Raw genomic sequence first — 19,229 nt, 5'->3', positions numbered from 1 at the left:
ACAACGCGGACTAGCCTCAGGATGTTCCGGAGTCTGAAAAGCCACCTTGTCCTTGTTGGCCGGCGACCTAGCTTCAATCATAGCAGAGTTTGGAGAATACCGTGCAGGACGACACCGCTACCCAGGAAATGCTTTCACTGGTCTTGGAAGAGCCGGACCATTGGGCGATGTTTCTCGATATCGACGGGACGCTGCTCAATCTTGCGCCCACACCGGATGCGATCGAGGTCCCAGAAGCGCTTCCCGGACAACTTCATCGCCTGTCGAACAAGCTCGGCGGTGCCCTGGCGCTGGTCACCGGACGATCACTTTCTTATGCCGACGAGCTGTTCAAACCCTTTGAATTTCCGACAGCCGGCCTGCACGGTGCCGAGATCAGAAGCGCCACCGGCATGCAGACGGTCGAGGCGACACCTGAGTTTCAGGCACTGAAACATGCGCTGACCGCGGAAGCCGAGCACTATCCCGGTGTCTTGATCGAAGACAAGGGCGCGGCCGTTGCCGCCCATTACCGTCTCGCACCCGAATATGAAAAGGTGCTTGAAGACCGCATGCAATACTATGCCGAGCTCGCCGGACCGAACTGGGCATTGCAACTCGGCAAGAGGGTATTTGAATTGCGGCCGGCACGGTCGAGCAAGGGCGATGCACTGGAGCGATTTTTCCAGTCCGATCCCTTCAGGAACCGCTGCCCGATTACGATCGGCGATGACCTGACCGACGAGTCGATGTTTGCGATCGCCAATGCCCGCGGCGGCGTTTCCGTGCGTGTCGGCGCGATCGGCACCCCGAGCTGCGCCACGAGCCGGCTGTCCTCCTCTGCACTGGTCAGAAACGTCATTGCCGCCTTGGCAGCCTGAACTGCGTCCTCGGACGATATGCATGCGGATTGTTGCCGTCTTTCCGTCCGCTCCGCAGCGTCAATTGTCAAAAAAGTATCGGTTTTGACTGGGAATCGTGGTGGCGGGCGTGAAACGAGACCACTACACTCCCCTTAACAATAAAGCCAAAAAGGGAATTTGGCGGGCTGGCGTGGAGCCGTCCTCGGAGGAGGAAACAATGGAACCTGACTTGGAAGTCATTCAGATCAGGCCGGGCGAATCTTTCGCAACGAAGGCGCACGGCTATCCCTACCATACGGTTCGCTGGCATTTTCACCCCGAATACGAACTTCATCTGGTCGTGGCGACGACAGGACGGTATTTCGTCGGCGATTTCATCGGCGAGTTCGAGCCTGGCAATCTCGTGCTGGCGGGGCCTAACCTTCCTCACAACTGGATCAGCGATGTCCCGAAAGGATCGAGTATTCCGCTTCGCTGCCAGCTCATCCAGTTTAGCGAGAATTTCATCAGCGACACGATGAAGGTGTTCGCCGAACTCGGTCCCTTCGATGCGGTTCTCGAAGCCTCCCGCCGCGGCGTGCTCTTCGGAGCCGACACCAGCCGCGAGGTTGCTCCCCTGATGAACGAGGTGCAGCAGGCGCACGGCGTGCGTCGCATCGAACTGTTCATGATGATCGTCGGCCTGCTCAGCCGGGCGCAGGATTCCCAACTTCTCGCCAGCCCGAGCTATCTGCCCGATCCATCGGGATACATGTCGGCCGGCATCAACAAGGCGCTCGCCTATATCAGGGAAAATCTGACGAAGTCCTTCGACGAAGCCGATCTCGCAGCGATTGCCGATCAGTCGACAGGCGCCTTTTCGCGCGCCTTCCGACGCCATACCGGCATGTCGCTGGTACAGTATGTGAAACGCCTGCGCATCAATCTCGCCTGCCAGATTTTGATGAGCGATGACCATGCATCGATCACCGATATCTGCTTCGAGGTCGGCTTCAACAATCTGTCCAACTTCAACCGGCAGTTTCTCGCGGAAAAAGGCATGACGCCTTCTCGTTTCCGGCGATTGTTGGGTGACAATATCAACGTGGCAAAGGCGGCCTAGAGGAGGAGTCGAAAGGGCACAGCCCGAGGGAGGACAAAGAGGAGGAACCAAAACTGACACTGACTTGAACGTGGGCGCGCGATGAGCGCGCTCGCGATCGGAGATGCTTGTCCTCAAAACGTCAAACCGCAGGGACAGGCGCGACCGTTCATTCAGCCGAACGGCCAGAGCAGAACAGTGCAATCACGAACCTACACAATTTTACCAATGGGAGGAGATGGAAATGATGAAATTCTCGACAAAGTCGGCAGGCGCCGCGGTCTTCGTTCTGTCCTTGCTGGGCGGTACTTCCGCCTTTGCGCAAGCAGCCGTTTCGGATGCGACAGTGGCATTCCTCATGCCCGACCAGGGCTCGACCCGCTATGAGGAGCACGACCATCCGGGTTTCGTCGCGGAGATGAAGAAGCTTTGCGCGTCATGCAAGGTTCTTTATCAGAACGCCGATGCCGATATCGCAAAACAGCAGCAACAGTTCAATTCGGCGATCACCCAAGGCGCCAAGGTCATCGTGCTCGACCCGGTGGATTCGGCAGCGGCCGCATCGCTCGTCCAGCTCGCACAGAGCCAGGGCGTGAAGGTCATTGCCTATGACCGTCCGATTCCAAAAGGCAAGGCCGATTTCTACGTCTCCTTCGACAACAAAGCGATCGGCAAGGCAATTGCGGAATCGCTCGTTCAGCATCTCAAGGCTCAGAATGTGCCGACCGATGGCGGTGGCATCCTGCAGATCAACGGTTCGCCGACCGATGCGGCTGCCGGGCTGATCAAGGACGGCATTCACGAGGGGCTGGAGAGCGGCGGATATAAGACGCTTGCCGAATTCGACACACCCAACTGGCAGCCCTCGAATGCGCAGCAATGGGCAGCCGGCCAGATCACCCGTTTCGGCAAGCAGATCGTCGGCGTGGTCGCCGCCAATGACGGTACGGGCGGCGGCGCAATTGCAGCTTTCAAGGCAGCGGGCGTCGATCCCGTGCCGCCGGTGACCGGCAATGACGCGACGATCGCGGCACTACAGCTGATCATCTCAGGGGATCAGTACAATACGATCTCCAAGCCGAGCGAAATCGTTGCCGCTGCCGCTGCCGACGTCGCCGTGAAGCTCCTGGCCGGAGAAACGCCGAAGGCCGAAATGACGCTGTACGACACGCCGGCGCAACTTTTCGTCCCTGCGGTCGTCACTGCCGAAAACCTCAAGGCTGAGATCATCGACAAGAAGATCAACACCGCCGAGGAGCTGTGCACCGGCCGCTATGCTGACGGCTGCAAGAAGCTCGGCATCACGAAGTAATCCGCAACGGGAAGCGCGACCGGTTCGCCGGTTGTGCTTCCCGCTTCGCTTTCCTGAAAGGCCAGGCGATGTCTGAAACCTCCCATACCCTTCACCCCTACCGTCAGCCTGTCCTCAGCCTGCGCGGCATATCGAAGAACTTCGGGGCTGTGTCGGCGCTCACCGATATCGAACTCGACGTGCATGCCGGCGAGGTTGTGGCGCTGGTTGGCGACAACGGCGCCGGCAAGTCGACATTGGTCAAGATCCTGGCCGGTGTGCACCAGCCAAGCTCGGGCACGATCCTGTTCGAGGGCAAACCGGTGAACCTGCCGAGCCCAAGTGCTGCTCTCGGGCTCGGCATTGCAACGGTATTCCAGGATTTGGCACTTTGCGAAAATCTCGACGTCGTCGCCAATATCTTTCTCGGCAAGGAACTCAGTCCGTTTCAGCTCGATGAGGTCGCCATGGAGATCCGCGCCTGGCAGCTCTTGAACGAGCTTTCGGCTCGCATTCCAAGTGTGCGCGAGCCGGTCGCCTCACTCTCCGGAGGGCAGCGCCAGACCGTGGCGATCGCCCGATCGTTGCTGCTTGAGCCGAAACTGATCATGCTCGATGAACCCACAGCAGCGCTTGGCGTTGCTCAGACCGCCGAAGTGCTTGACCTCATCGAGCGTGTGCGGGAACGCGGCCTCGCCGTCATCATGATCAGCCACAATATGGAGGATGTGCGCGCCGTTGCCGATCGCATCGTCGTCCTTCGTCTCGGCCGCAACAATGGCACCATGCCGCCCGACGCGTCCAACGAACAGCTGGTCAGCGCCATCACCGGCGCCGCCAACAATTCCGTCTCCCGCCGCGCGTCGCGCCGCCAGGCGCAAAGCCGAGAGAACGAGGAGGGCAGGCCATAATGAAGACCATCCAGAATGACCCGGCGGCGCCGGCGCTGCTCGACCGGCGTGACGAGAGAGTGCGCCACGATGACAGTCTGGGAGGCTCGATCCAGGCCTTTTGGGATCGCATCCGCTCCGGCGATCTCGGTTCCCTGCCGGTCATTGTCGGCCTGGCGATCATCTGGACGGTGTTCCAGGCGCTCAATCCGGTGTTTCTCTCCAGCAGCAACCTCGTCAACATGCTGTTCGACTGCTCGACGGTCGGGGTCATCTCGCTCGGTATCGTCTGCATCCTGATGGTGGGTGAGATCGACCTCTCCGTCGGCTCCGTCAGCGGCTTCGCCTCGGCGCTGGTCGGCGTCTTCTGGGTCAACCAGGGTTGGCCAGTGGTCCTGGCAATCCTCGCCGCCATGATTGTCGGCGCCCTCATCGGCTCGCTTTACGCGTTTGTCTTCAACCGCTTCGGCATGCCCAGTTTCGTGTCCACCCTGTCCGGGCTACTCGCGGTTCTCGGCCTCCAGCTCTATATCCTGGGAGCGACCGGTTCGATCAATCTCCCCTACGGTTCCTGGCTCGTCAGTTTCGGCCAGATCATGGTCATGCCGGATCCGATCGCCTATGCGCTGGTGTTACTTGCCGGCATTGCCTTTTTCTTTTCCGGCTACCGTACGGCGACACGCCGGCGGGCAGCCGGCCTGTCGGCAAAATCGACCGGCGGGCTGCTGCTGCGCGCCGTCATCATCACCGTCGCCCTGGAAGCCGTCGCATTCTATCTCAACCAGTCGCGCGGCATTCCGTGGATGTTCGGCCTTTTCGTCGGACTCGTCGCCACAATGAACTATGCGCTGACGCGCACGAAATGGGGGCGCTCCATGCATGCCGTCGGCGGCAACAGGGAAGCGGCCCGCCGCTCCGGCATCAACGTCTCGCGCATCTATACGAGCGCCTTCGTCATGTGCGCGCTGCTGGCGGCAGCCGGCGGCGTGCTGTCGGCCGCACGGCTGGCGACGGCAAGCCAGCAGGCCGGCACCGGCGACGTCAATCTCAACGCCATTGCGGCAGCCGTCATCGGCGGCACGAGCCTGTTCGGTGGGCGCGGCAGTGCCTACTCAGCCCTTCTCGGCATCATCGTCATCCAGTCGATCGCCAGCGGGCTGACGCTTCTCGATCTGTCGTCGTCGCTTCGATACATGATCACCGGTGCTGTCCTTGCCGTCGCCGTCATTGTCGACTCGCTGGCACGCCGATCGCGGATCTCGCACGGCCGAGCTTAGAGCAATTTCAGCAAAAGTGCGCAGCGGTTTTGCCGTCCGGAATTGCGTGAAGACAAAGAGATAGAGCGCTTCCGTGATTCGAAGAAGAACGGAAATGCTCTCACCAACTGGGAAAACAGAGGAATAAAATGGGACAGGATCTGTCTGGAAAAGTCGCGGCCGTCACCGGGGCGGCGTCGGGTATCGGACTTGAATGCGCCAAGGCTTTGCTTGCCGCGGGCGCTCGGGTCGTGCTGGTCGACCGCAATGAGGAAGCGTTGCGGGAAATTTGCTCGAAACTGGGCGCCAATGCCATTCCACTGGTCATCGAACTCACCGATCCGAAAAGCGTCGAACGGATGATGCCGCAGATCCTGGAAAGAGCCGGCCAGCTGGATATCTTCCACGCCAATGCAGGCTCCTATATCGGCGGTGAGGTGCTGGGTGGCGATCCTGATGCCTGGGATCGGATGCTCAATCTGAACGTCAATGCTGCCTTCCGTTCGGTGCATGCCGTTCTGCCGCATATGGTCGAGCGCAAGACCGGGGATATCATCCTGACGAGTTCCGTTGCTGGCATGATCCCTGTCGTCTGGGAGCCGATTTACACGGCGTCCAAACACGCGGTCCAGGCATTCGTCCATACGTTGAGGCGGCAGGTGGCCAAACATGGATTGCGCGTCGGCGCCGTCGCTCCAGGCCCCGTGGTCACCGCTCTTCTCAGTGATTGGCCGCAGGAGAAGCTGGATGAGGCGCTCGCCGCAGGCGGCCTGATGGAAGCGAACGAAGTGGCCGAAGCGGTGCTCTTCATGCTGACGCGCCCACGCAACATCACCATCCGCGATCTCGTCATCCTGCCGCAGAGCGCCGACATCTGACGAAAGTGCGAACGCCCACGTAAGAGGAACCGAACATGATCTTCGACAGATTTCGCCTGAACGGACAGGTGGCGCTGGTGACCGGCGGCACGCGCGGCATCGGGCTTGCCATCGCCGAGGCGCTCGGCGAGGCGGGCGCCAAAGTCATCATTACGGGCCGGGCCCGCAATGCGGCGGCGGAAGATCGGCTCTCCAAGGCCGGCGTCGAATGCGATTTCATCGCCGCCGATCTGAGGAAGGAAAGTGCTGCCGACGAGCTCGTCACCGAAACCCTTTCGCGCGCGGGCCGGCTCGACATCCTCGTCAACAATGCCGGCATCGCCATTCACGGCGACAGCGGCGAATTCTCCGATGCCATCTGGCGCGAGATCATGACCATCAACCTCGACGCCGTCTTCCGCGCCTGCCGCGCCGCGCTCGCCCCCATGCGACGCCAGCGCGGTGGCGTGATCCTCAATATCGGTTCGATGTCGGGCATCGTGTCCAATATTCCGCAAAACCAGGTCGCCTATAACACCTCCAAGGCGGCCGTCCACATGATGACCAAGAGCATCGCCAGCGAGGTTGCCGCCGAAAACATCCGCGTCAACGCCATCGCACCCGGCTATATCGAGACCGATCTGTCACGCGGCGGCATCGACAATCCCGACTGGTTCCCGACCTGGCGCAGCATGACCCCCATGGGACGCGTCGGGCAGCCTGAGGAGGTGGCCGGCGCTGCACTGTTTCTCTGCTCGGCCGCGGCAAGTTATGTCACCGGCGAAGTGCTTGTCATCGACGGCGGTTATACAACGCGGTGAGACGCAGGCCTCGGGGTCGGGGAGCTCGGTTCGGTGCCGCCCACGTCTGAGGCGCAATTCAGCAATCTCTCCTCAGCCCTTTGAGAACTGAACCGGGATGGTGATTTCAAACTCGGCGCCGTCGCCGGTCGTCTGCAGCGGCCGGATCGTACCGCCATGGGAGCTCAGCATGGCGCGGACGATGCCGAGACCCATACCGTGCCGCCCTGCTCGCGGCGGGTGGAGAAGAACGGCTGTTCGGTCGCTGGCCGATACGCTGAGTTCCAACAGGCTGGCGCCGTACCGAAAAGCGTTTTCGGCAAGGGGACGCAGCGAACATCACCCAATCAGTTGACTGGCTTGCCGAGATTTGTGAGCGGATCGTTGAAGAATGCCCGGACGCCTCATCGGAACCTTGGCGCACGTTTGGCATTGTGAAGCAGTTCGCAGGCGGTCGCGAACGGCCCAAAAAGTTTGAGCAACAGCGCTTGTTGCTCGGCGTCTATACGGTGTCGCGCGCAGAACTCGGTAACGGACCAGACTTTGGTCAGATCGTCCGTTTCGATTTGGCTGGGTTCGATATGTTCGGTCAACGGCGTATCCTCCGATACATCGAGCCTACCGCTCTCCGGCGTTTATAAGAACTAGCTAAAAAGAACTATGCCGCTTTGCAGACCTTCTGACAAGCGGAAATGAAAACGCCCGCCAATTGCGCGGCGGGCGTCGTGTCTTACTGATCTACCGTTGTCGCTCAAGCGATATGGGAAGAATCAAAATCCGTGCCGGTGATGTTGAGCGTCACCTTGGCGGTGTCCGTGTGGCCTTCGCCGTCGGAGATCTTGTAGTAGCGCAGAACTTCCGTGTAGGTCTGGCCCGCATTCAGATCGCTCGTCAGTTCGTAGGTGAATTCGCCGTTCGACTTGACATGGAACGTGCCATACGTGCCGGCGACGTCGGTAACGGCGTCATTATTGGCATCGACCTTGGTGCTCAGGAACTGGCGGAGGAACATCTTGCCGTTATCGCCGGCAATGTCGTTGTCCAGAACGTTACCAGCGATGGCGCTGCCTTCGGTGAAGTGGAAAGTATCGTCGACCGCGATCGGCTTGACCTGAGTGACGCCCTGGATGTTCAGGGTGAACAGACCGACGTCGGTATGACCGCTGCCGTCGGAGATCTTGTAGGAAACCTTCTCCTGGTAGGATTCACCATTGGCGAAGCCGATCTTGGCAGCGTCGCTCAGGACATAGGTGTAGCTGCCGTCCGGCTTGACGAAGAAGGTGCCGTAGTCGCCCTGGATCTCGGTGACCTGGCTGTTGCCGCTCTTGGCGCCAACGCTCGCGCCGTCGAAGGCACGCAGGAACAAGTGGCCGTTATCGGATGAATCGTTGGAAAGAAGATTTCCGGAAATTACGTCAGTTTCAAGAAAAGTTGCACTATCATCAGTTGCGTGTATCGGCGAAGCCATCGCTCTCTCCTAAAATTGTTTATCATCGGGTCAATTTCGACCTCTGCGAGCCGCTCCTTTAACAACCTATTAATACTACAAGTCAATGGCCTATTTAACGGAAGGTTAATTTGGCTGATGGTCTCCACGTTGCTTCCATTCCGGCGAAATAATGTCACATTCGAGCCGAATCTTAGAAATTTCGGCCCGAACTACACCCGGATAACTTGAATAAAATCGTATGAAGTATATCTGAAGGCGACTGGCGATGCCGACGTCGTGCTATCTGGGCCATCCGTTGCAATCGCAGCCGCCGATACCTATGTTGCGGATGTGCCCGATCCAAGCAAAATCGAAGCCCGCTTCTGGCCTGATTGAGGCGCTTTATGCATCGGTGCGCCTAGGGCCAGGTGATGCGCAATCCCACAAACAATCGATGACGCGGCCACGGCCGACGAAGGATTTCATTTTGAACGACATACATACAGCCACCGCCGTTGCGGCGGCGAGCCCGCGTGAGGATGACGAAGCTGTCCGTAGCGCTGCCAAGACTTGGAAGCCGTCTCCCTGCCTGCTCACCCGCCGTGAATTGCAGGCTTTGATCGCCGAGCAGCTCGGCTGAGTGCGATTGGCGCACCATCCAAACAAGGAGAACTCGAAATGCAGGTACTCGTCAGAGACAATAATGTCGATCAAGCACTCAGGGTCTTGAAAAAGAAAATGCAGCGCGAAGGGCTGTTTCGTGAAATGAAGGAACGGCGCGCTTATGAGAAGCCGTCCGAACGGCGTGTCAGGGAAAAGGCGCAGGCGATCAGCCGGCACCGCAAGGCCGCACGCAAGAAGATGCAGCGTGAAGGTCTGATCGCCGCGCCAAAACGGGCGGTGGCCGCCCGTTAGCGACCCATTCCGACCGGGTTTCGGCGGTTACATTCCCTGAAAGGAACAGACAATGGACGAACTCAATAGCCTCACCGTTTCGGAAGAACGCCTCGAGGATTGCCGCGATGTCGTGGAGCCGGATCTGCAGGATCTGATCCAGAGTGCTTTGACATCGGGCTTTTCCCGGGAAGAAATCCTCATCGCCGTCAGCGAACTGGTCGCGGAAGACTTCGCAATGGTCATGAAAACCCCAAGCGTCCATTGAGGCGCGGGCGCAGTGGCTATCAGAGCGTGGCTGCCGGCGCGGAACATCGGTCGCGGCAGATGGTTACTCCGTCTCCTTGACAGATGGAGATGATGATGGCCGAGCATGACGATGCGATGCGGGTATGGGAGCTGATCGACAAGATCGGGTTTTGCATGCTGACAACGCGCAGTGGCGACGATCTCAGAGCCCGCCCGATGTCCGCCTATACCGCGCAAATCGAGAACGCGATCTATTTTCTGACGGATGTCAGCAGCCACAAGGACGATGAGATCGTTCGCTGGCCAAATGTGTGCCTGGCCTTTGCCGACACCAAGGGACAAAAATATGTTTCCGTGTCAGGCACAGCCGAAGTGCAGAACGACCGCGACAAGATCAGGGAATTATGGGCGACGCCGGCAAAGGCGTGGTGGGACAATCCTGCTGACCCCTCCATCCGCATCCTCAAGATTACCCCTTCTTCGGCAGAATATTGGGACAGCCCGGGCGCCATCATCAGCTATATCAAGATGGCGGCCGCCGCGGTCTCGAACAGCAAACCCGATATGGGCGACAATGCCGAGGTCAAACTCTGACGCTGAGATACGTTTTGCAGACGACGGGCCTTAGGCCTGGTTTGCCGATGCCTTGACGAAGTCGATGAAGGCCCGCAGCGGTGCGGGCACCAGGCGCCGACCGGGATAATAGAGGAACGGCCCGGAAAAGCTCTGCCACCACGGTTCGAGGATGGGTTCGAGCGCACCGCTGTCAAGATGCGGGCGCAGCCAGTCCTCGAAAACGGAGATGATCCCCGTGCCCGATATTGCGGCGTCGACGGCAAGATCCATTGCCCCGCCGACCCTGACGATCAATGGTCCGGTCGGTTCGACCCGTACCACCTCGCCGTCTCGCTCGAATTCCCACGGGGACGTCAGCGCACCGCTGGCAAAACGACCCAGCAGACAGGCATGGCCGAGCAACTCGCGAGGGTGTTGCGGCCGGCCACGGCGATCGAGGTAGTCGGGCGAAGCCGCAGTGGCAAAACGCTGGATGCGTGGCCCGATCGGCACTGCGATCATATCCTGCTCCAGCCGCTCGTCATAACGGATGCCTGCATCGCAGCCGGCAGCCAGCACGTCGACGAAGCTCTCCTCTGCAACGACTTCCAGCCGAATGTCGGGATAGGCGGCGAGGAACGGTGGAATGATGGCCGGCAGCACCAGCCGCGCCGCGCTGACCGGCACGTTGAGGCGCAACGCACCAGCCGGCCTGTCCCGAAATCCGTTGACCACGTCGAGGGCAGACTCCACCTCGCTCAAGGCAGGGCCAAGCCGATCCAATAGTCCCTTGCCCGCTTCGGTGGGGACGACGCTGCGCGTCGTGCGGTTGAGCAGCCGAACACCGAGCTCGGCCTCCAGGCGTCGCACCGCTTCGCTGAGGAAGGAGGCGCTGCCGCCGCTGGCGCGCGCGCCCTCGCGAAAACCGCCGGCCCGCGCCACGGCAACGAACGCATTCAGATCACCCAGGTCGACTTTCATTGTTCGCCACTCCGCACAACCCGTGCGGTTTGTACCTGATTATCCCACGCGTCGACAGCGCCTATCTTGGTGTCATCTCTTGAAAGGAGTGAGACCATGTCCATTATCGATCAGGCCGGCAGTTTCAATCTCGGCGGTCGCAGCGTGAAGCGGCTCGGCTACGGCGCCATGCAGCTTGCCGGCCCCGGCGTGTTCGGCCCGCCCAGGAATCATGGCGCGGCCCTGGCCGTGCTGCGCGAGGCGGTGGAAAGCGGCGTCAATCACATCGACACCAGCGACTTCTATGGCCCGCACGTCACCAACCAGATCATCCGTGAAGCGCTCCATCCCTATCGCGACGATCTCGTCATCGTCACCAAGATCGGCGCCCGCCGCGGCACGGACGGATCATGGATTCCGGCGTTCTCGCGGGAGGAACTGACGCAGGCAGTCCACGACAATCTCCGCAATCTCGGCCTCGATGTGCTTGATGTCGTCAATCTCAGGATCATGTTCGACGTGCACGGCCCAGCCGAAGGGTCGATCGAAGCACCGCTGACGGTCCTCGCCGACCTGCAGCGGCAAGGTCTGGTTCGTCACGTCGGGCTGAGCAACGCCACATCGAGGCAGATCGCCGAGGGCCGCCGGATCACCGAGATCGTCTGCGTGCAGAACCAATACAATCTGGCGTATCGGGCCGACGACGAGCTGATCGACGATCTCGCCCGCGAAGGCACCGCCTATGTGCCGTTCTTCCCGCTCGGCGGGTTCACCCCGCTGCAGTCGTCCACCCTGTCCGATGTCGCCGCCCGCCTTGATGCCACGCCCATGCAGGTGGCGCTCGCCTGGCTGCTGCGTCGCGCGGAAAACATCCTGCTGATCCCGGGCACCTCGTCCGTCGGCCATCTCAGGGAGAACCTCGCCACCGCCAGCCTCGCACTGCCGGATGACGCCGTCTGGGAATTGAACCGCATGGCTGATATCGCCGCCTGACGGTTATCGCAAGATCGCAGCTGATCCCCGATCGCTACGCCACGCTATTGCATGGCGTAGCGGCACAATTCTGGGCCGCCGATTGCGGCCCCACCTCAATAGCGCTCCGGCACGAGCATTTCAGCCGGAACCGGCGCCCTATTGTAATCGGCGTGACGGATGCGGTCCGGCAACTGGATCTCCGGTTTCGGAACATCCTCGTAAGGGATCTGCTCGAGAAGATGGGCGATGCAGTTCAACCGCGCCCGTTTCTTATCCACGGCCTGCACCACCCACCAGGGTGCATCCTTGGTGTGCGTGCGCGCCAGCATCTCTTCCTTGGCCTTGGTGTATTCCTCCCAATGGACACGGCTCTCCATATCCATCGGCGAGAGCTTCCACTGCTTCAGCGGATCGTGGATGCGCATCTTGAAGCGGAATTCCTGCTCTTCGTCGGTGATCGAAAACCAGTACTTGATCAGCACGATCCCGGAACGGACCAGCATCCGCTCGAATTCAGGCACCGAGCGGAAGAATTCCTCGAGTTCATCAGGGGTGCAGAACCCCATGACGCGCTCGACACCGGCGCGATTGTACCAGCTTCGGTCGAAGAGCACCATTTCACCGGCTGTCGGAAGATGCGGGACATAACGCTGGAAATACCATTGATGCCGCTCCCGCTCGGTCGGGGCGGGCAGCGCGACCGTCCGGCATACGCGAGGATTAAGCCGCTGGGTCACGCGCTTGATCGCGCCTCCCTTGCCGGCCGAATCCCGACCTTCAAACAGTACCACCACTTTCAGCTTCTTATGCTGAACCCAGTCCTGCAGCCGCACCAGTTCATGCTGAAGCCGGAAAAGCTCCCGGAAGTAGATCTTTCGCTCGAGCGTCTGCTCCGCCGGTTCCGACATTCCTTCGGCGACCAGATCGTCCAGCCGGTCTTCCTCCATCTGCATTTCCAGCTCCTCATCGAAGCTGTCGGCGATTTCGGCCTTGATCCGGTTGAGCTGGTGATGTGATTGCGACATGGCCTTTTCCTTTTGCTTCTTTTGACAGGAGCATGTCAGTGCGAAGTTTGTGTGACGACCACTTCGCGAAGACCAAAACGGCTACTTGCCTCTCTCGTTCCACGCACTCGACAGAAACAGGTGCCGAGTGGGATCAGTGCGTCTACAGCTGCCCTGCTCGGTACTGGTCGACAAGGTTCCGGCAGGCGCGGATCGTCAGGGCCATGACGGTGAGCGTCGTGCCGGCGATGCCGCTGCCGGGAAAGGCGCTGGCATCGGTGACGATCAGGTTCGGCGCATCCCACACCTGGTTGTAGGGATTGAGCACCGAAGCCTCCGGGGTTTCGCCCATGCGCGCGCCGCCCGTCTCATGAATGGCCGCGCCCATGCACATGGTCTTGCGGAACCATGTGCGGAACATGAAACGGCTGAAGGCATCGGCTTCGGGAAAGGCGCCTTTGCCCATCTCCTTGAGGCCGGTGGGCGAACCAATGAATTCGAGGTCGCCGCCGACCTCCTTGATCATGGCAATCAGCGTTTCTTCCTGCCTTTTGAGCAGCGCCTGCTCCTCCTCCTGCATGACGCAGCGGATATGCGGCACGGGAATGTTCCAGGCATCCCTGCGCTTGGCGTCGAGCGTGATGCGATTGTCGGCATAGGGCAGCATTCGGCCGAAACCAAAGAAGGCGAGACGCGCATCTGCGTCCGCGGAGACCGGCGCCCGGCCGACGCTTCCCTGGTAGTCGAAATCGCCGCGGGCGGCGTCGCCCTCGCCGAAGCGGGGAATGAAGATCCCGCCCGACGGATTGTAGAACGGGTCGGTCGGCGCGGACTCGTCCGTCGCCCAACCCTTGGCCTTCGAAAAGGAGCCGAACGCGAGACACGGAAGCTGATCCATGAAATAGCGGCCGAGGGCGCCCGAACCGTTGCCAAGCCCGCCCGGATGTTTCGCCGAAGCCGAATTCAACAGCAATCGCACGCTCTCTATCGGCGAGGCCGAAAGCACAACCATCGCAGCCCGCGCGGTCGATACTTCGCCCGTATTGCGATCGATGAACTCCGCGCCGGTGGCGCGGCGCGTCTTCTCATCCGTGGTGATGCGACGAACGACGGCGTCGTAGCGGACGCTCAGCTGGCCGGTCGCCTTTGCTTCGCGCAGCGGTCGCGGCATGCGGTCGGCATCGGGCGCGATATAACGCCAGGAGACGACGTTCCGCTCCGGCCAGCGGCTTTCCACCGCCTGCTTAAAGGTCTGTTCGGCCGGCGTCAGGCTGGCCGGCTTCGCATAGACGCCGTCCGGCAGTGTCGCCACGTTGTCCTTGTTGCCGTAGAGCCCGAGATAGGCCTCGACCTCGTCGTAGAAAGGCGTCAGCTCGTCATAGGAGACCGGCCAGTCGATGCCCTTTCCCGTGCGCGAGCGGAGCTTGAAATCGTCGTCGGTCCAGCGCAGCAGCACCCGGCCGAAACTGTGGAGGCGCCCGCCGCCCTGGCGGCCGCGGATCCACAGGAAGGGCGCGCCCTTCGGCGTCGTATAGGGGTTCTTGCGGTCGTTGACGAAGAAGTGGCTGAAACGCTCCGTGAAAAACGCCGCGCGCGCCTGGATCGGCTGGCCCTTGAGGGTGGCGCGCGCGCGCTCCCAGATATTGATGCTGCTTGCCGGCGCCTTCTTGCGGGCGGGATCGAAATCCTTCGGCCCGACGGCGGGACCGGCCTCGAGCAGCAGCACCGACAGTCCTTGGGCCGTCAGTTCTTTGACCGCGAAGGAACCCGCCGCGCCGGAGCCGATCACCAGCGCATCATAGACGATCTCAGACATGTCTTTCAAAATCCTGTTCTTGAGCAATCCCTCAAGACGGCGCCAAGCGCGTCCGGAATTGCGGGAAAACAAAGGGATGCCACGTCACAGCCGCGATCCGTCGGCGCCGAAGAGGGACGCCTTGGCGATATCGAGCCCGGGCGTGACCGCGTCGCCAGGCTCGAGGGTGACATCGCCCATCAGCCGGAGCGAGAGGCTTTGGTCTGCCCAATCGAACCAGATAACAGCATCCGGGCCCATCGGCTCGACCACAGAAACGCGGCCGGGAATGGTGGGCAGGCCACTGGTGAACCCATCGAGCACAAGGTGTTCCGGGCGAAAGCCGAGTGTAGCCGGGCCGTCCGCCGCGACGGCACGGAAAGAATAACCGGAAAGATCGATGGTCAGCCCGTTACCTCGGAAGACCGGCGCCCCGACGCTGCGCTCGATCCGGCCCTCGATAAAATTCATCGCCGGAGCGCCGATGAAACCGGCAACGAACAGATTGGCCGGGCGGCGGTAGATCTCCGCCGGGGAGGCGAGCTGCTGGATCACGCCATCGCGCATGATGGCGATGCGGTCGGCAAGCGTCAGGGCCTCGACCTGGTCATGGGTGACATAGATCATCGTGTTGCCGAGGCGCTGATGCAGCTTCTTGATTTCGACGCGCAATTCGTTGCGCAGTTTGGCGTCGAGGTTCGACAGCGGTTCGTCGAACAGGAAAACATCGACTTCGCGCACCAGCGCCCGGCCGATGGCGACGCGCTGGCGCTGGCCGCCCGAAAGCGCGGCCGGGCGCCGGTCGAGCAGCTTGTCGAGGTGGAGAAGGGCGGCGGTGCGGGCAACACGCGCCTCGATCTCGGATTTCGGCAGGCCGGCGACGCGAAGTCCGAAGGAGAGGTTTTTGCGCACCGACATGCGGGGATAGAGCGCGTAGGACTGGAAGACCATGCCGATGCCGCGATCCTTCGGCTCCTCCCAGCTGACGTTCTTGCCGGAGATCCAGACCTCACCTGATGTAATGTCCTGAAGGCCGGCAATGGCGTTCAGAAGCGTGGACTTGCCGCAGCCGGAAGGGCCGAGCAGCACCAGGAACTCTCGTGGCGCGATGTCGATCGACATCTTCTCGATCACCGTATGGTCGCCATAGGCGATCTTCAGATCCTTGACGGAGACGGCAGTTTGCATGGAAGCGTTACCCCTTGACGGCGCCGGCCGCGATGCCGCGCACGAACCAGCGGCCGGACAGGAAATAGATTGCGAGCGGAACAATGGCGGTCAGGATGGTCGCCGCCATGTTCACGTTGTAGGTGCGCTCGCCCATCGTGGTGTTGACAATATTGTTGAGCTGCACGGTCATCGGCAGGTTGTCGCGTCCGGCAAAGACGAGACCGAGCAGGAAGTCGTTCCAGATGCCGGTGAACTGCAGCATGGAGACCACGACGACCATCGGTACGGCAATCGGCAGCATGATCTCGAAAAAGATGCGCCAGAAGCCCGCGCCGTCGACGCGCGCCGCCTTGCAGAGCTCTTCCGGCACGCTGACGAAATAGTTGCGGAAGAGCAGCGTCACCAACGGCAGGCCGAAGATGACATGCACGAGGATGATACCCGCCAGCGAATTGTAGAGATCGATATTCGCCATCGCCCGGACCATCGGATAGAGGAAGATCTGGTAGGGGATGAGGCCGCCGGCCATCAGCAGGCCGAAAAGCAGGTTTGCCCCGCGCGGCCGCCAAAGCGACAGCGCATAGCCATTGACGGCGCCGATGAAGACCGAGAGCGCGACCGAGGGAAGGGTGATCGCCACCGAATTCCAGAAGCCGCTGCGAATGCCGACGCAGACGGTTCCCATGCAGGCGCCCGACCAGGCGGTCATCCAGGCAGAGAAATCGAGCGTCGCCGGCAGGGAAAAGATCTGCCCGAGCCGGATTTCGTCCATGGACTTCAAGGAGGTGACGACCATGGTATAGAGCGGCAGAAGGAAGAACAGTGCGGCGACGACGAGGAAGGCATAGAGGCCGATGCGCCCGGCGGTGATCCGTGCCGGTTTCGGCCCGTTCGGATGAGGATCGGCCATCACGCGGCTCCCTTCGCTTTGTCGCGCATGTGCATGATGTAGCGGAATGGGGCGACGGCGATGATCACGCCGAGGACAAGCACCGTCGCGCCGGCTGTGGCGAGGCCGAGGTTCTGGCGTCCGAACAGATTGTCCATGATGAATTTCGCAGGCACCTCGGTCGCATTGCCGGGGCCGCCATTGGTCATGGCGACGACTATGTCATAGGTCTTGATCACGCCCATGGCGAGCAGCATGCCGGCGGCGGCCAGCGCCGGCCCGAGCTGCGGCAGGATGATCGAGACATAGATCCGCCAGACGGGAATGCCGTCGATCCGCGCCGCCTTCCACTGCTCGGCCTCGATGCCGCGCATGCCGGCGAGCGCAATGACCATGACCAGCCCCGCGCCCTGCCAGACGCCGGCAAGCACCAGCGCATAGATCGCCATGTCGCGGTTGACCACCCAGTCGAGGACGAAGCTTTCCCAGCCGAGCGAGCGCACGCTTGCCTGGATGCCGAGCGTCGGATTGAGCATCCATTGCCAGATCAGTCCCGTCACCACGAAGGACATGGCGTAGGGATAGAGGAATATGGTTCTGAAGGCGCTTTCGAAACGGATCTTGCGGTCCAGTGCTGCGGCCAGCAGGAAGCCGAGCAGCAGACAGCCTGCGACGTAAAGGACGCCGAAGATCAACACGTTTTGCAGCGATGCCAGCCATTTGGCGGAAGAGAAGAGCTTCGAATATTGGGCGAAGCCGACATAGCTCGAGGACGGAAAGAGCGTCGAATTGGTAAAGGACAGCCGGATCGACCAGGCCATGGTGCCGATGAAGACCACGACCGCAACGAACCATGTCGGCAGCAGCGCGATGGTGGCGGAAAGATTGGGCTTGCGTTTGACGGACATCGGCCAGCTCGTTGACGGAATGGAAAGCAGGGCTGGCGCCGCCGCGCGAGGCGGCGCCCGGCAGCTGTGGCGTCGGGTCAGACCGACGCCACAGTCACTATCCTACTCGAAGATGGCGAAGAAGTTTTCGGCCGCAGCGCCTGCATCGTTCGAGCCGCCGCTCCAATATTCGTCGACGAAATCGTCGAGCGCACCGACCTGCTGGGGCGTCAGCACGATCGCCTGATCCGGCACGATGGCGCCGGCGCTCATCAGCTCGACGCCCTTCTGGGCGCAGGCGTCCAGCTTCGACTTGTCGACGTCGGCGCGCATCGGAACCGAGCCCTTCTTGAGAGCAAATTCGACCTGGATGGTCGGGTCCATGACGACTTCGGCGAGCAGTTTCTGGGCCTTGTCGGTTTCGGCCTTGCCTGTTTTGGGGAACCAGAGGGCGTCGGCGATGTAGACCATGCCCTTCGACTCCGGAACGATCATGCAGCCGTAGTCCTTGCCCGGCTCCTTGCCGGCGACGGTGAATTCGCCTTTGGCCCAGTCGCCCATGAACTGCACGCCGGCTTTGGCGGTGATCAGCATGGCGGTCGCGTCGTTCCAGTTGCGGCCGGCGGCACCCGCGTCGACATAGCCGCGCAGCTTGCCGAGGATTGCAAGGGTCTTTTTCACGCCCTCGACCGATGCCGGGCTCTTGTCTTTGTCGACATAGATCTTCAGGAATCCGTCGATGCCGACCTGCGAGAGCAGGATCATGTTGAAGACCTTGGTCTGCTGCCAGGGCTGGCCGCCCCAGGCGACCGGAACCATACCGGCAGCCTTCAGCTTGTCGAGATCGGCAAAGAGCTCGTCCCAAGTCTTGGGCTCTTGCGCGATGCCGGCCTTGCCGAAGGCTTCCTTGGAATAAAAGAGCCAGCTTTCGCCATGGGCACCGGTCGGCGCAAGGTAGACCTTGCCGTCATAGGAGATGAGATCATGGATCGATTTCGGCAGGGCGTCGGCCCATTTGCCGCCGGCGGCCACGTCGTCGATCGGATTGAACAGGCCCTGGTTGATGAAATCGGCGGCAGCCAGCCCGATGACGCCCTGCTTGGCGCCGGGCGCGTCACCGGCGACGATGCGGTTCTGGAAGGCGGCATCGGCGGCACCGAAGCCGGCGATCGAGGAATCCTTCCAGACGCCGCCGCGTTTTTCGAACTCAGTCTTGATGACGTTGAGGGCCGCCGCTTCGCCGCCCGACGTCCAGGACGACATGATCTCGATCGTCGGCTTGTCCTCGGCATGCGCCGAGGTCATGAGACCGGCGAATGCCACGCCGGCAAGAAAAAGCTTCATCATGGTCTTCATAGTTCCACCTCTTGAAAATGCCCTCTTTGCGGGGCGTTTGTTGTCGTCG

The 19,229-nt window shown here is 61.1% G+C and carries 21 protein-coding genes and 1 pseudogene; 12 read left to right on the top strand and 10 right to left on the bottom strand.

Annotation, left to right across the window (positions count from 1 at the left end):
• Window positions 1-128: 128 nt before the first annotated feature.
• The 7 genes from otsB to FHX10_RS11910 all read left to right on the top strand — a co-directional run bounded on the left by otsB (window position 129) and on the right by FHX10_RS11910 (window position 7,038).
• Window positions 129-860, top strand: coding sequence for a trehalose-phosphatase (otsB, locus tag FHX10_RS11940; RefSeq protein WP_049810868.1), 732 nt, complete (start codon window positions 129-131; stop codon window positions 858-860).
• Window positions 861-1,059: 199 nt separating this feature from the next.
• Window positions 1,060-1,944 carry a helix-turn-helix domain-containing protein gene (locus FHX10_RS11935; RefSeq protein ID WP_028755942.1) on the top strand — a complete coding sequence of 295 codons (885 nt, stop codon included), beginning with the start codon at window positions 1,060-1,062 and terminating at the stop codon, window positions 1,942-1,944.
• 217 nt (window positions 1,945-2,161) lie between these two features.
• Window positions 2,162-3,235 (top strand): sugar ABC transporter substrate-binding protein, encoded by a 1,074-nt coding sequence (locus FHX10_RS11930; RefSeq protein ID WP_179869486.1) that lies wholly within the window; start codon window positions 2,162-2,164, stop codon window positions 3,233-3,235.
• 68 nt (window positions 3,236-3,303) lie between these two features.
• Window positions 3,304-4,125 (top strand): ATP-binding cassette domain-containing protein, encoded by an 822-nt coding sequence (locus FHX10_RS11925; protein WP_028755944.1) that lies wholly within the window; start codon window positions 3,304-3,306, stop codon window positions 4,123-4,125.
• Complete coding sequence (locus FHX10_RS11920) at window positions 4,125-5,381, top strand: sugar ABC transporter permease (RefSeq protein ID WP_049816519.1); 1,257 nt, start codon at window positions 4,125-4,127, stop codon at window positions 5,379-5,381. Before FHX10_RS11925 ends, FHX10_RS11920 begins: the two co-directional genes overlap by 1 nt.
• Before the next feature lie 128 nt (window positions 5,382-5,509).
• Entirely contained in the window at window positions 5,510-6,238 is a 729-nt protein-coding gene (locus tag FHX10_RS11915; protein WP_028755946.1) for an SDR family oxidoreductase, read from the top strand.
• A 35-nt stretch (window positions 6,239-6,273) separates the two neighbouring features.
• The gene (locus FHX10_RS11910) at window positions 6,274-7,038 is read left to right on the top strand and encodes an SDR family NAD(P)-dependent oxidoreductase (protein WP_028755947.1); all 765 of its coding nucleotides are present in this window, start codon (window positions 6,274-6,276) and stop codon (window positions 7,036-7,038) included.
• A 72-nt stretch (window positions 7,039-7,110) separates the two neighbouring features.
• Here FHX10_RS11910 and FHX10_RS35660 read toward each other — a convergent pair.
• The 3 genes and pseudogenes from FHX10_RS35660 to FHX10_RS11895 all read right to left on the bottom strand — a co-directional run.
• A pseudogene (locus tag FHX10_RS35660) lies at window positions 7,111-7,341 on the bottom strand (ATP-binding protein); the annotation flags it as partial.
• An 80-nt stretch (window positions 7,342-7,421) separates the two neighbouring features.
• The gene (locus FHX10_RS11900; RefSeq protein ID WP_028757536.1) at window positions 7,422-7,610 is read right to left on the bottom strand and encodes a hypothetical protein; all 189 of its coding nucleotides are present in this window, start codon (window positions 7,608-7,610) and stop codon (window positions 7,422-7,424) included.
• 158 nt (window positions 7,611-7,768) lie between these two features.
• Entirely contained in the window at window positions 7,769-8,485 is a 717-nt protein-coding gene (locus FHX10_RS11895) for an Ig-like domain-containing protein (RefSeq protein WP_028755949.1), read from the bottom strand.
• A 448-nt stretch (window positions 8,486-8,933) separates the two neighbouring features.
• Here FHX10_RS11895 and FHX10_RS34860 point away from each other — a divergent pair, with 448 nt between their 5' ends.
• The 4 genes from FHX10_RS34860 to FHX10_RS11875 all read left to right on the top strand — a co-directional run bounded on the left by FHX10_RS34860 (window position 8,934) and on the right by FHX10_RS11875 (window position 10,183).
• Window positions 8,934-9,086 (top strand): hypothetical protein, encoded by a 153-nt coding sequence (locus FHX10_RS34860; protein WP_164735882.1) that lies wholly within the window; start codon window positions 8,934-8,936, stop codon window positions 9,084-9,086.
• Between the two features lie 38 nt (window positions 9,087-9,124).
• Window positions 9,125-9,361: a 30S ribosomal protein S21 gene (gene rpsU / locus FHX10_RS11885; RefSeq protein WP_028755950.1), complete on the top strand. Its 237-nt coding sequence runs from the start codon at window positions 9,125-9,127 to the stop codon at window positions 9,359-9,361.
• A 52-nt stretch (window positions 9,362-9,413) separates the two neighbouring features.
• Window positions 9,414-9,608 carry a hypothetical protein gene (locus FHX10_RS11880; RefSeq protein WP_028755951.1) on the top strand — a complete coding sequence of 65 codons (195 nt, stop codon included), beginning with the start codon at window positions 9,414-9,416 and terminating at the stop codon, window positions 9,606-9,608.
• 95 nt (window positions 9,609-9,703) lie between these two features.
• On the top strand, window positions 9,704-10,183 hold the full coding sequence (locus FHX10_RS11875; protein ID WP_097630372.1) for a pyridoxamine 5'-phosphate oxidase family protein: 480 nt from the start codon (window positions 9,704-9,706) through the stop codon (window positions 10,181-10,183).
• 30 nt (window positions 10,184-10,213) lie between these two features.
• Here FHX10_RS11875 and FHX10_RS11870 read toward each other — a convergent pair whose 3' ends face one another.
• A complete protein-coding gene (locus tag FHX10_RS11870; protein ID WP_097595504.1) occupies window positions 10,214-11,125 on the bottom strand; it encodes a LysR family transcriptional regulator in 912 nt (303 codons plus the stop codon).
• Window positions 11,126-11,221: 96 nt separating this feature from the next.
• On the opposite strand from FHX10_RS11870, the gene FHX10_RS11865 reads away from it, so the two are divergent.
• Window positions 11,222-12,097, top strand: a complete 876-nt coding sequence (locus tag FHX10_RS11865) for an aldo/keto reductase family oxidoreductase (RefSeq protein ID WP_028755954.1) — start codon at window positions 11,222-11,224, stop codon at window positions 12,095-12,097.
• 95 nt (window positions 12,098-12,192) lie between these two features.
• On the opposite strand, the gene ppk2 is transcribed toward FHX10_RS11865, so the two are convergent.
• The 6 genes from ppk2 to FHX10_RS11835 all read right to left on the bottom strand — a co-directional run bounded on the left by ppk2 (window position 12,193) and on the right by FHX10_RS11835 (window position 19,180).
• The gene (ppk2, locus tag FHX10_RS11860) at window positions 12,193-13,104 is read right to left on the bottom strand and encodes a polyphosphate kinase 2 (protein ID WP_184389325.1); all 912 of its coding nucleotides are present in this window, start codon (window positions 13,102-13,104) and stop codon (window positions 12,193-12,195) included.
• Window positions 13,105-13,246: 142 nt separating this feature from the next.
• The gene (locus tag FHX10_RS11855) at window positions 13,247-14,899 is read right to left on the bottom strand and encodes a GMC oxidoreductase (protein ID WP_184389322.1); all 1,653 of its coding nucleotides are present in this window, start codon (window positions 14,897-14,899) and stop codon (window positions 13,247-13,249) included.
• An 84-nt stretch (window positions 14,900-14,983) separates the two neighbouring features.
• Window positions 14,984-16,066, bottom strand: a complete 1,083-nt coding sequence (locus tag FHX10_RS11850; protein ID WP_184389319.1) for an ABC transporter ATP-binding protein — start codon at window positions 16,064-16,066, stop codon at window positions 14,984-14,986.
• A 7-nt stretch (window positions 16,067-16,073) separates the two neighbouring features.
• A complete protein-coding gene (locus tag FHX10_RS11845; RefSeq protein WP_028756034.1) occupies window positions 16,074-16,958 on the bottom strand; it encodes a carbohydrate ABC transporter permease in 885 nt (294 codons plus the stop codon).
• Window positions 16,958-17,845, bottom strand: coding sequence for a carbohydrate ABC transporter permease (locus FHX10_RS11840; RefSeq protein WP_028756035.1), 888 nt, complete (start codon window positions 17,843-17,845; stop codon window positions 16,958-16,960). The genes FHX10_RS11845 and FHX10_RS11840 overlap by 1 nt, the downstream gene beginning before the upstream one ends.
• A 102-nt stretch (window positions 17,846-17,947) precedes the next feature.
• On the bottom strand, window positions 17,948-19,180 hold the full coding sequence (locus FHX10_RS11835) for an ABC transporter substrate-binding protein (RefSeq protein ID WP_028758237.1): 1,233 nt from the start codon (window positions 19,178-19,180) through the stop codon (window positions 17,948-17,950).
• Window positions 19,181-19,229: the final 49 nt, after the last annotated feature.

Source organism: Rhizobium sp. BK591 (genome assembly GCF_014195045.1).
GTDB classification, from domain to species: Bacteria; Pseudomonadota; Alphaproteobacteria; order Rhizobiales; family Rhizobiaceae; genus Rhizobium; species Rhizobium anhuiense.
The sequence above is the reverse complement of the archived record's forward strand: the minus strand, read 5'-3'. Positions and strand labels throughout refer to the sequence as shown.